The sequence below is a fragment of the Nocardia sp. NPDC058518 genome, from assembly GCF_042719655.1.
Classification (GTDB): domain Bacteria; phylum Actinomycetota; class Actinomycetes; order Mycobacteriales; family Mycobacteriaceae; genus Nocardia.
The window spans coordinates 212,928-224,806 of record NZ_JBHXNJ010000006.1 but is presented as its reverse complement, the minus strand read 5'-3'; the positions used below and the strand labels follow the sequence as shown (position 1 = coordinate 224,806).

The following is an 11,879-nucleotide window of genomic DNA, read 5'->3' as shown; positions in this document are numbered from 1 at the left end:
GGCGCGGGCGCGGGGGGGTCGGGGGGGGGCCGGGGACCCCGACGGGCGTGGGGGGTCGCGGACCCCGCGCACGCCGCGGTCCCCCATCGCCGTTGTAGTGCTACACCCGGGGGTAGGGGTTTACGAGCTGTTCGCTCGCTGGCCTCCCCGTGCTCGAACCTCGCGTTCGCGACGTTCGATGCTGCCCCCTGGGTTGCTGGCCAACTTGATCACTCCTATTACCAACAACAGAACCGCAGCGATCACTGCGACGATAATCAGTCCCTGCACGGAACATAACTTAACGTGTATTCCGTTGCGGCGCACAATAAGTTACAATGACGCGCCGACCGTCAATAAGGTACGACCGAGGGCGGAGCGGCTTTCGATAGCGGCATGAGCCTGCCGCACCTGGTCGATCGGGAAGGTTTGCCCGATCACCACTTCCAGCGAACCTTCGACTACCGCAGCCTGAGCGCGGGACGTGATGCCGACCCAGTCGACATCGTCGCCGACGACGTCGAACAGGCCGAGCACCGTGACAGCGCGTGCTACTGCGGCACCTGTGTCTCCGTCCGCGAATTCTCCTGCGGCAGCACCATATCCGAGGAAGAGTCCGTTGTCGGCGGCGGCGGTCAACGCCGCACCGCCGAGCTGGCCACCCGCTCCGTCGAAGACGATGGCCACTCCCCCACCCGTGATCTCGCGAACTTGCTCCGCCCAGCCCTCGACGGAGTAGTCGACCACTGCGGTAGCACCCAATCGTGTTGCGAGCGCGAGCTTTTCCGACCCGCGGGCCGCGGCGACAACGTGCGCGCCCGCTGCGATCGACAGCTGGATGAGCAGCGTGCCGAGGCCACCCGCGGCAGCGGTGATCAGCACCCACGAATTCGGTTGTACCGCAGCCTTGTCGAAGATCGCCAGGGCGGTGCGGCCGTCGTGGGCGAGGCCGACGGCCTGCTCGGTGGTCAATCCGTCGGGGATCTCGGTCAACGTGGCGGCCTTGGCAAGGGACTTCTCGGCATAGCCGCCGATGGGCAGGCCCCCGCCGATGCCGCTGGCCGCGGTCTGGGTGACGACGCGCTTGCCGAGCCAGCTCGGATCGACCTCGGCACCGACCGCGCTGACCACACCGCCGATCGCGCCACCGGGGACGTAGGGCAGGCTCAGCGGGAAGTAGTCCTGACCCCACCCACTACGCAGCCGGGTGTCGAGGAACATCACGTCGGCGACCTCGACGTCGACGACCACTTCGACCGAATCCGGTTGTGGTGTGGGGAATTCCAGCACCTCCATGACCTCTGGCCCACCGAATTCCTTGACCTGCACTGCACGCATGGCGACTCCTTCGTGGCGTTGACCGAACAAGTCAAGGATGAAACCTCGAGTCGAGTTCAGGTCAAGTGCACTGGGACGTAGATCACGCGATCACGAGCCACCCCCGCGGCTGCTACTGCTCCCACCCATCCCCATCGCCGGTAGCCTTACAGTGAATTGTGGCGTTCTCTTTCCTCCGGCCCGGCAGACGGCAAGTCGACCTCTCCACCGTCGACCGCACCGTCGCCGCCCTGCGTTTCCCCGAAGCGATCTTCAAGACCTCACCCTGGGAACCTCGCGATCTCGTGGAAACCGGTCTGCGCCAATGGTTGCGGTGCTGCGGTGCCGCCATTCGCGACGACCAGGTGATCGGTATGCCCTCGCACGCGGTCGACGAGGCGTGGCACGGCTTCATCCTGTGCACCCAGCTCTACGCGAACTTCTGCGAGCAGGCTTACGGACGTTTCCTGCACCATTTCCCCGAGGGCGTCGGGGAGAGTACACAGAATCACGGCACCATGGTCGAACAACTGGGCCGCACCGTGGTCGCCTGGTCGCTGGTGGCGCAACCGGACGAAGAGTGCGTGCTGTGGGACCTGGACCGGAAGGTCGGCGTCGAGGACCCGTGGGGCGTGGACGCCCGGCACGTTGCCGCCGTGACGGAGCAACTGCGCCGGGCGTAGCCGACTCAGACCAGCTTCATCCGGCGGGCGGCGAACCGCACCGCGCCGGGTGCGATCCGGTTGAATCGGTACTGCACCCACGATTCCGGCGTCACCGGCACGATCTCACGCCCGGTCCGCACGGCCTTCACGATCTGCGCCGCCACCCGGTCGGGGGTGTAGCCGCGGCGCTCGTACAGCTTGTCGAACTTCTGCTGCGCGGCCGCCTCTTCCTGCGCGGAGACACCCGAGATGCGGGTGGTGGCAACGATATTGGTGTGCACGATGCCCGGGCACACGGTCGACACCGAGACGCCGCGCTCGGCCAGTTCGGCACGCAGGCAGTCGGAGAACATGAACACCGCCGACTTGCTGGTGGCATAGGCCGCCATATCGCGCTGCGGACTGTAGGCGGCCATGCTGGACAGGTTCACGATGTGCCCGCCGAGCCCACGATCGGCCATCGCCGCACCGAATGCCCGGCAGCCGTTGACGACACCGCCGAGGTTGATCCGCAGGACACGGTCGAACTCCTCCGACGGAGTGTCGAGGAACCCGCCTGCCTGACCGACACCGGCATTGTTGACCAGTACATCGGGCACGCCGTGCGCGGCGATCACCGTGTCGGCATGCGCGCGCACCGCGTCCTCGTTCGACACATCCAGCGGATAGGAGTGCGCCACACCACCTTCCGAGGCCACGAGCTCCGCGGTGGCTTTGGCGGCGAGCTCGTTGACATCGGAGACCACCACTTCGGCACCGAGCCGCGCGAATGCCAGCGCGGTCTCCCGGCCGATGCCACTGCCCGCACCGGTGACGACCACCAGCTTGTTCTCGAATTCCCGCTGCGCGGTACCTACTTCGGCCCTGGCGAGCCCACGCGATACCGCGGCCCCGTCGAGCGCGTCGATCAGCTCGGTGGTCGCGGTGGCGAGGAGTTCGGGATGGGAGAACGGCATCCAGTGCCCGGCGGGGACGTCGCGACGCCACAGCCGGTCGGTCCACTTGGCCGAATCGTCGTACCCGGCGGGCCGCACGGCGACGTCGCGGCCCGCGACGATCAACTGCACCGGCACCTCGGTGCGACGCTCACGCGGCGAGAGCATGCGCGCCACGATGTTGGCGCGATAGATGAGCAGCCCGTCGACCATGTCGCGGCGGAACGTCGGGCCGAGCTTCACATTGGCGGCCGGGGTGTCGTTCATGATGGAAACCGCGCGCTGCCAGACCTTTTCGGTGCCGATGGCGTTGAACGTGGCACGCGGCAGCCCGGGGGTCATGAAGAAGAAGGTGTAGGCCGAGGAGGCGAGCTGGGTCATCGGTTGCCACACATTGCGCAGGGTGGGGCGGGAGAGCCGGTCGCGCACCCAGCTGGACAGGTGGTCGAGGTTGGGGCCGGAAACCGAGGTGAAGGAGGCGACACGCTCGGTGGCCTGCGGCTCGCACACCGCTTCCCACACCTGCACCGAGCCCCAGTCGTGGGCGAGTACGTGCACGGGACGGTCCGGGCTCACCACGTCGATCACGGCGTAGAAGTCGCGGGCGAGTTCGTCGAGGCGGAAGTCGTCGGTGCGCTGGGTGCGGGTGGATTCACCGTGCCCACGGGTGTCGTAGGCGACCACGTGGAAGCGCTCGGTGAGCAGCGGAACCACCCGGTCCCACAGGTGATGAGTGTCGGGCCAGCCGTGCACGAGCACGATGGTGTCGGCGGCCGGGTCGCCGTATTCGAACACGGCGATGTCGAAATCGCCGTTGCGAACGGTGCGCTGGTTCACGGGCTGCGGGCTGTCGTTCGTCATGATCTGTCGGACTCCCTGTCCACTGAGTTGTCCCCGAGGAAATTCACAGGTCGAGCACCAATCGCTCACCGCGGGAACGCGATACACACGCGAGCATGGCACCTTCGGCATGGTCGGCATCGGAGAGCACGGTCTCGCGATGGTCTGGTTCGCCCGACCTGACCCGCACCACACAGGTGCCGCAGAAGCCCTGCCTGCACGAATAGGGCTGGTCGGGGCGCGAATCGAGAATGGTGTCGAGCACGGTGCGGTCGGCGTCGACGGTGACTACCGCACCGCTGGAGGCGAATTCGATCTCGAACGGTGTGCCGTCGACGACCGGCGGTGGGGAGAACCGCTCGAAATGCAGTTCCACTTCGGGCATCTCGCGCACCGCGGCGACGATCGCCGTGGTCATCGGAGTGGGGCCGCACGCGTAGACGGCGGTGCCGGGGCCGACGCCGCCCAGCAGATCCGCCGCGGCGGGCAGACCGTGTTCGTCATCGGTGCGCACGACGACATTCGCACCGAAGCTCTCGATCTCGGCGAGGAACGGAATGGTGTCGCGGCTGCGCCCGCTGTAGACCAGCGTCCACGGCACACCGAGTCGGTGCGCGAGCCTGGCCATCGGCAGGATCGGCGTGATGCCGATGCCACCGGCGACGAAATGCAGTCGCTGCGAAGGTGATCCGTGCCCCGGCACCGCGAACGGGAAGGCATTGCGTGGCCCGCGGACCACCAATCGGCTGCCGACCGGTAGTGCGTCGTGCACCTCGATCGAGCCGCCGCCACCGCCGGGAATGCGACGCACCGCGACCCGGTAGGCGCGCTCGTCGGCGGGGTCGCCGCACAGCGAGTACTGCCGCAACCGGCCCGACGGCAATTCGAGGTCGAGGTGCGCGCCGGCCCACCAGCGCGGCAGGACCCGGCCGTCGGGGGACTCGAGGCGCAGGCTCACCACGTCCTGGTCGTGCGCTTCGATCCGGCGTTCGGTCACCACCACGGGCAGGCGGCGGTCGTCGACGCGCGGTCGCAGATCATTGCGGTTGACCAGCGCGGTCCAGCGCAGCCGGGCGGTCGCGACGGCGTCGAGAATCCTGATCGCCGGGTCGTGCCGCCGCTTTCCGTAGAGGTCGGCCGGGAAGTCGCGAGTGGTCACGACGCGGCCGCGCGGGCACCCGGCGAAGCGGCCAGGTAGGCGATGGCCTGCGCCGTGGAGCCGACGGATTGTGGGTTGTACCCGGGCTGGAAGGTCGACAGCGCACTCGCCAGCAACGACGGAACGCCGGGCAGCGCACCACGCCACATCGCAGCGAACACCCCGGCGAGCACCCGCAGGTAGCCGTGATCGGGCAGCTGCGGATCCTGCCGCACGAGGAACCGCGCCCCACGCACCAGCACGACCAGGAAGATCGGGAACACCAGCGTCATCGCCGCGCAGCGGCGCACGTATCCGACACCGAAGTATTCCGCCACGTCATGGGCGACATTGCGATGCTCGACCTCCTCGGCGCCGTGCCAGCGGAACAGATCGACCATCCGCGGGTCGGCGCCGAACTTCTCCAGGTCGGCATTGAGAATCCAATCGCCGAGCCAGGCGAAGAAGTGCTCGAGGCAGGCGATGAAGGCGAGCCGTTCCACCAGCATCTGCCGGCCTGCGCGATCGTCGCCGCCGCGCGCCCCGAGCGAGATGCGGAACAGGTATTCCATCTGCCGCAGGTAGGGGCCCGCGTCGACGCCGTGCGCGGTGAAGACGTCCTCGAGCACCTTGCCGTGGGTCTGCGCGTGCATGGACTCCTGGCCGATGAAGCCGAGCATGTCCTCGCGCAGCTTCTCGTCCTTGACGTAGGGCAATGCCTCGCGATAGGTCTCGATGAACATGCGCTCGCCCTCGGGCAGCAGCATGTTCAGCGCACTGATCAGATGACTGGCGAACGGCTCATCGGACATCCACTGCAGCTCTACGCCCGACCAGTCGAAGGCGACATTGCGCGCCTGCAATGCCACCACGCCCGGATCTACGTCCGAACTTTCTCTTCCCCAAGGAAATAACTTCATCGGTACTCCTCGATCAACCGAGCACGATCCTCCGTGCACCAGGCCGCAACGTTGCGTCCTGCTCGGTAGAACCGATGATACAACTAACCATAACTTTACGTAACACCTAAATCTGTCAGTTCGCTGCACCGAAGATCGCCAGCGCGACCGGCGCCGCCACCAGCAACGCGCAGATCACGGCATTGACCGCCTGGTACTCGGCCAGAATCCCGACGTATTCGCGCAGGATGGCGCTGGGCAGGTAGTAGCGCGCGGTCGGCGCGCCGACGGCCTGGGCGTCGAGCCCGACCGAGCGGGCGAGCAGCGCGGTCCGCAGCACATGAAAATTGCTGGTGACCAGCAGGATGCGGCTCCCGATCCCGCGTCGGGCGAGCAATTCCCGGCTGAACAGCAGGTTCTCTCGGGTGGTCGTCGAGCGGTCCTCCCGCAGGATCTCTTCGTCGGGCACGCCGTGTTCGACCAGGTAGGCGGCCATCGCGGTGCTTTCGGAGACCTTCTCGTCGGAACCCTTGCCACCGCTGGTGACCAGCAGCGGCGACGGCCCGTGCGCGCGATCGGTGTGCCAGATGCCCAGCGCGCGGTCGAGCCTGCTCGCCAGCAGCGGCGGGACCCGGTCACCGAGCAGGCCGGAGCCGTGCACCACGATCGCGACGGCGTCGTCGGTGCGGGTCACCCAGCTGTAGACGACCGAATAGAGCAGGAACGCGACCAGCACGAAGCCGAGGTAGGCGGCGACGAGCACGACCGCGAGCAGCAACACCCCGAACACCATCCACTCGGCGATCACCGCCATCACCAGCAGCACGTACGGGATCAGCAATGCCACACCGAGCCCGAAGGAGAGCAGGTTCGCCGGGCGCACGCCCTCGCGGCGCAACATCACCACACCGTTGAGCATCAGCAGCCCCGCCAGCACCAGCACCAGCAGCGGCGACAACGCGAGCGCGAAGAAGACCAGAATTTCGGGGCCGGCCCCCTCGGCGCCCGAGCCGATCAGCGCGCCGCCCACACACAGAATTCCGAGCAGCAGCAACACCGCGTTGCCGAATCGGCGCCGCTCCTGACGGAAGCACAGCACGAACACACCGAGCAGAACGACACCGATCGCCAGCAAGATCACCTGGCCCACCCTAACCGCGGCGCCGACGACGTCGCCGCGTCATCCACCGAGCCTTCGGCGGACTCGACGACTTGTCAGGAATGCGCGCCATCGCGTGGTCGGGTTCCAGCCACGGTCCCGCCCTCGGGTCAGCGGGTAACACGCGAAGCCGATCAACGCCGCCCCCGCGTGGCCCACATCGGTGAACGTGCGGTCCAGGAAGACCGGTGGCACACAGACCGCCAGGACGCCGAGGACATACAGCGCCCGCCACGGAAGCAGCACCCGGTAGGCCAGCACGGCCGCGACTCCGGCCAGCCCGTAACTGACGCCCACGTCGAGCGCGAACGCCGCCCGCTCCGGGGCTCTGTCGTGCCGAATCGCCCAGAGCAACACGCCTTGGCTGAGATAGGTGGCGCCGACATGCGCGAGGACTACCACGACCAACCACCGCAGGGTGCCGAGCCATCGTTCGGCGTTCGCGTGCACGAGGCTGAACAGCACGGCGTAGACCAGCCACCCGCCGCCGTCGGTCCAGAACGCGCTGCCGATCAGCACGCGGATCGGGTCGTCACCGAGACGATCGAGGTTGGTGGAGCGATGCCCGAGCCAGATTCTGGCTTCCTCGGGTGAGAGCCGCAGCTGGATCGCGGTGGTCACGCCGAGCGCTGCCAGCCACAGGTACGTCCCCGGGGCGCTGCGGATCCACCGCCACACCGCCGCGGCGGCCGCCCGCACGCTGCCCGAGGCGCTCACCACGCCAGTGTGCCAGTCACCGATCACGGTTCCGGGCATCCTCGCCGGGCGGTTGTTTCCCCGGCCGATCGCCGGGTAGGCGGCAAGCAGAGCCGTCCACCGACCCGGGAACAGGAGCAGGGCTATGCCCCAGCAAGCATGGAGTGCCAAACGCGAACGCCAGTACGAAGACATCAAGAAATCCGAGCGCGACCGTGGCCGTAGCGAGGAAAGGGCCGAGGAGATCGCCGCGCGTACGGTCAACAAGACGCGCGCCGAGCACGGCGAGACGAAGGGGTCGGGCAAGTCATCGCGATCCGGCGGTTCCGCGCAGCGGCGTGGCGGTCAACAGGCCAAGGGCAGCGGCAAGACCCGTGATCAGCTCTACGAGGAAGCCCGTCGCCGCAATATCGACGGCCGCTCCAAGATGAACAAGCAGGAACTGGCGACCGCGCTCGGCCGCGGCTGAACCTGCTGCGAAAGGTTCGCCATGCGGCTCGGCAGCAGCGAACTCGAGCCGCGCTCGCAGATCTGAGGAGGACGTGCGCCGGGCGCGGGTGAGTGGGAGGCCGAAATGACCATGTACGTCGGCACTTCCGGCTGGCAGTACCGCGACTGGCGCGGCGTGCTGTACCCGGCGGGGTTGCCGATCAGGCGGTGGCTCGAGCATTACGCGCAGGGGTTCGCGACCGTCGAGTCGAACAACGCGTTCTATCGATTGCCGAGCCGGGAGAACTTCGCGGCCTGGCGCGAACGCACACCCGACCACTTCGTGATCGCGGTGAAGGCGAGCCGCTATCTCACTCATATCAAGCGGTTACGTGAGCCGGCCGAACCGGTGATGCGGCTGCTCGACCATGCCGCTGGCCTGGGTGATCGGCTCGGCCCGATCCTGCTCCAGTTGCCGCCGACCCTGCGCTCGGACCCGGATCTGCTCGACGACTGCCTGCGCTGTTTCCCGGCCTCGGTGCGGGTGACGGTGGAACCGCGCCACGATTCGTGGTGGACCGACGAGGTGCGATCCGTTCTGACGTCTCACAACGCGGCCCTGACCTGGGCTGACCGAGATTCCAGGCCGATCACGCCACTGTGGCGGACCGCCGACTGGGCGTATCTGCGACTGCACGCGGGCCGCGCCGCTCCCCTGCCGTCCTACGGCGAGCAGGCGTTGAGCGGGTGGGCCCATCGGCTGCTCGACACCTGGTCCGCCGATGACGACAGCTACGTCTACTTCAACAACGACCACGGCGGTGCGGCGGTGGGTGACGCCGTCGCCTTCGCCCATCTCGCGGCGGGCGAAGGCGCCGACGTCACCCGGGTGCCCGACTTACCGATCAGCGAACCGACGGCGTCGTGACCCCACGGTGAGCCGTGATCACCAGCCGGGATCGGTGTCGAGGGGGACGTTGATCCAGCTCGGGCGCGCCGGGTCCAGCTCGAGGTGCTGGGTCCGCAGACCGCTTTCGTTCAGCAACGGGCGCAAGGGGATTCCGCTGGGGAAGTTGCTGGCGAAGACGTCGACGCGCAGGCGGTGACCCGGCAGCAGGACACCGTCGGTGGCACGGATGCCGATGTCGATCGTCGTCGGCTCGCCGGGCACGATCGGCTGACGGGTGTCCAGGGTGAGGTACGGATACGGGTCGGTGTAATCGCCGTTCGGCGAGCGGGTCGCCTTGGGCTCGTCGACCGTGCGCAACGACGCCACCAACTGGCCCTGCGACCAGACCGTCGAAGTACCGTCGGGCGCTACATCATTGATGGTCACCGTCCAGTAGCCGTCGGTCGCGTCGAGCACGGTGTTCAGATGTGCGGCGATCGACCCGGAGATCCTCGTCGGCTGCGATACCGGCGCCGTGGTGAAGGTGAGCGCGGCACCTTCGCTGATCCGGGCATCCTTCGAACAGACGTCGGGAAGCGGAACCAGTCCGGCCGTGCCCTGTGCGGCATCACGCGAGCAGATGGTGGTCAGGCTCGGGTCCACCGAGACACGCTGTGCGGCACCGGGAGCGGTGCGCAGGCTGCCGTCGTGGCGGGCGCCCGGCGCGGTGCCGGAAGAGGCAGCGTCGAGATACAACCGCCGGTGCTGCATGCCCGGTCGCGGGAAGGCGACGTCGGTGGTCCACTGATCACTTCCCTGCTGCCACAACGTGACCGGGTCGTAGCGGTCGATGCCGTTGTCGATTCCCTTGAGCCACTTGTCGAACCACGCGCGCTGCAACGATTCCAGTGGCGCGGGCGCACCCGGCTGACCGAGGCCGGAGCTCACCGTCACGTGGTACACGTCGTCCATGACGAGCTTCTTCTGCTCGGCGGGCACGTTCACCGCGTTGTAGATGCGCGGGGTGGAGTAGGTGAAGATGTCGTGCCAGCCGCCGTAGAGGAAGGTCGGCACCCGCACCTGTTCGGGCGAGCCGACCCACGCGGTCCGCAGCGGGCTCTCGTCATCGAGGATCGAGGCCATCTCCGGCGGGATCTGCTCGATGTTCGGGGTGGTCAGTGCGGCGATGAGCACGTTGAAGAAGGTGAACGGATCACTCACCCGATCGCGCAGCCAGACCCAGTCGAATTTGCCGTTCAGCATCGACATCAGGTCGGGCAGCAGTTTCGCGCCGTCGACGGCGAGCAGCCAGGCCGGGATGAACCCGATCCCGAGCGCGCCACCGGGGGCGGCGACATCGCGGATCAGGTCACTACCGGGCACGATCGGGAAGATCGCCTTGAGCGCCTCGGGATGACGCTGCGCGGTCTGCAGCTGGTTGATCCCCGAGTAGGAGATGCCACTCATCCCGATCTTGCCGTCGGACCAGCCCTGCTTCGCCGCCCAGTCGACGACCTCCACGCCGTCGAGCTGCTCGCGTTCACCGAACACCTGCCAGGTGCCCTGCGAGAAACCGGTGCCGCGCACATCGACGACCACCTGGGTGTAGCCGCCGCGGATCAGGTTCCGGTCGACGCCGAAGGTGCGAGCCGCGCCGCCGGGCAGCGCGTTCATCATGTCGCTGAGGCTGCTGAAACCGAACGGCGAGAAGTCCAGGTTCTGCAGCACCGGCAGCAGCAGGTCCGACAGGCCGGGCACCGCGAGTGCCGAGTCGGCGAGGTTGGAGACCAGCTTGGTGTAGGGCGTCATGTTGACGATGGTCGGTGTCGGCTCGGCGACCGGCTGACCGTCGGCACCGGCGGGGTGATAGACGTTGGCTTTCAATACGGTGCCGTCACTCATCGTGATCGGCACATCCCACTCGATGAAGACGTTGGGGTATTGCTGCGGGCCGGTATGGGTGGCGATGAACTGCGCGTCGAGCCCCTCGGCATTCGGCGATGCCAGTCCGACCGGTGCGGATGCGACCGCGCCTGCCAGGACAACGACGGATGCGACCAGCGCAGCCAGCCGCCCGCGATGTGTGATCATGCTTCGGTTCACCCCTCGACCATCGGGAACCACAACGTTCCCGTACCGGGAAGTAACGTAGCGTGGGTCACGTTCGATCGCAAGAACATGTTCTGGGCAATCCTCGATCAGCGCCCGCGCGCACTCCGCGGCCGCCTCCTGACAGAATTGGCACTGTGACAGCGCCCGAACTCGACGACGGCCGTCTGTACCGCGGCGCCGCACCGGGGCAACGTCAGCAGGAACGCCGCACCCGGCTCATCGAAGCGGCTACCGACGCCTTCGGTATCGACGGCTACCGCAACGCCACAGTCACCACGATCTGCGCGGCGGCAGGCGTCGGCAAACGCTACTTCTACGAATCCTTCACCGACAGTGAGGATCTGCTGCTCGAGGTGTATCGCGAGACGGCCGCCAGGATGATCGAGGCGATCCATACCGGCCTTCGCGATGCCGACGCCGATGTCGAGACGCAGGTGCGCGTCGCCCTGACCGCGTACTTCCAGCTCATCCTCGACGACCCACGGGTGCCCCGGATCGCGTTCTTCGAGATCCTCGGTGTGAGCCCCGCCGTCGACCGGGCCTACCACAGCGTTCTCGACGCCTTGGTCGACATCTGCTTCGCCCTGGTCACCCCGCACGTCGACCTGGAAACCCATCCCGCCGTCAGTGTGCGCACCGTGCTGCTCGGACTGGTCGGCGCCATCGTGATCATCGCCCAGAAGTGGGTGCTCGACGAATACCGCCAACCGCTGACCGATGTCGTCGACAGCGCGTGCCTGGTGGTCGACGCGGTGCTGACGCGGATCGGCCCGGACGGCGGGTGACCCGCCGCGACATCAGCGGTCGAGCAAGGCCCGGCG

Annotated in this window: 11 protein-coding genes; 4 read left to right on the top strand and 7 right to left on the bottom strand. The window is 67.5% G+C overall.

Annotated elements, in window-relative coordinates; translation table 11 throughout:
* Positions 1-312: 312 nt before the first annotated feature.
* Positions 313-1,317: a zinc-binding dehydrogenase gene (locus tag ACFWPX_RS13750; protein WP_378927687.1), complete on the bottom strand. Its 1,005-nt coding sequence runs from the start codon at positions 1,315-1,317 to the stop codon at positions 313-315.
* Positions 1,318-1,475: 158 nt separating this feature from the next.
* Here ACFWPX_RS13750 and ACFWPX_RS13745 point away from each other — a divergent pair, with 158 nt between their 5' ends.
* Positions 1,476-1,979: a hypothetical protein gene (locus tag ACFWPX_RS13745; protein ID WP_378927686.1), complete on the top strand. Its 504-nt coding sequence runs from the start codon at positions 1,476-1,478 to the stop codon at positions 1,977-1,979.
* A 5-nt stretch (positions 1,980-1,984) separates the two neighbouring features.
* Here ACFWPX_RS13745 and ACFWPX_RS13740 read toward each other — a convergent pair whose 3' ends face one another.
* The 5 genes from ACFWPX_RS13740 to ACFWPX_RS13720 all read right to left on the bottom strand — a co-directional run bounded on the left by ACFWPX_RS13740 (position 1,985) and on the right by ACFWPX_RS13720 (position 7,649).
* Positions 1,985-3,757, bottom strand: a complete 1,773-nt coding sequence (locus ACFWPX_RS13740) for an SDR family oxidoreductase (protein ID WP_378921186.1) — start codon at positions 3,755-3,757, stop codon at positions 1,985-1,987.
* A 43-nt stretch (positions 3,758-3,800) separates the two neighbouring features.
* Entirely contained in the window at positions 3,801-4,895 is a 1,095-nt protein-coding gene (locus tag ACFWPX_RS13735; RefSeq protein WP_378921184.1) for a PDR/VanB family oxidoreductase, read from the bottom strand.
* Positions 4,892-5,794: a metal-dependent hydrolase gene (locus ACFWPX_RS13730; RefSeq protein ID WP_378927685.1), complete on the bottom strand. Its 903-nt coding sequence runs from the start codon at positions 5,792-5,794 to the stop codon at positions 4,892-4,894. Before ACFWPX_RS13730 ends, ACFWPX_RS13735 begins: the two co-directional genes overlap by 4 nt.
* A 115-nt stretch (positions 5,795-5,909) precedes the next feature.
* Positions 5,910-6,914: a YdcF family protein gene (locus ACFWPX_RS13725; protein ID WP_378927684.1), complete on the bottom strand. Its 1,005-nt coding sequence runs from the start codon at positions 6,912-6,914 to the stop codon at positions 5,910-5,912.
* 39 nt (positions 6,915-6,953) lie between these two features.
* Positions 6,954-7,649: a rhomboid-like protein gene (locus tag ACFWPX_RS13720; RefSeq protein ID WP_378927683.1), complete on the bottom strand. Its 696-nt coding sequence runs from the start codon at positions 7,647-7,649 to the stop codon at positions 6,954-6,956.
* Between the two features lie 124 nt (positions 7,650-7,773).
* Here ACFWPX_RS13720 and ACFWPX_RS13715 point away from each other — a divergent pair, with 124 nt between their 5' ends.
* Positions 7,774-8,097, top strand: a complete 324-nt coding sequence (locus ACFWPX_RS13715) for a plasmid stabilization protein (RefSeq protein WP_378921176.1) — start codon at positions 7,774-7,776, stop codon at positions 8,095-8,097.
* Between the two features lie 105 nt (positions 8,098-8,202).
* A complete protein-coding gene (locus tag ACFWPX_RS13710; RefSeq protein WP_378927682.1) occupies positions 8,203-8,985 on the top strand; it encodes a DUF72 domain-containing protein in 783 nt (260 codons plus the stop codon).
* Between the two features lie 18 nt (positions 8,986-9,003).
* On the opposite strand, the gene ACFWPX_RS13705 is transcribed toward ACFWPX_RS13710, so the two are convergent.
* On the bottom strand, positions 9,004-11,037 hold the full coding sequence (locus tag ACFWPX_RS13705; RefSeq protein WP_378927681.1) for a CocE/NonD family hydrolase: 2,034 nt from the start codon (positions 11,035-11,037) through the stop codon (positions 9,004-9,006).
* Between the two features lie 155 nt (positions 11,038-11,192).
* Between ACFWPX_RS13705 and ACFWPX_RS13700 the strand changes: the two genes are divergently transcribed.
* Positions 11,193-11,843, top strand: coding sequence for a TetR/AcrR family transcriptional regulator (locus tag ACFWPX_RS13700; RefSeq protein ID WP_378927680.1), 651 nt, complete (start codon positions 11,193-11,195; stop codon positions 11,841-11,843).
* Positions 11,844-11,879: the final 36 nt, after the last annotated feature.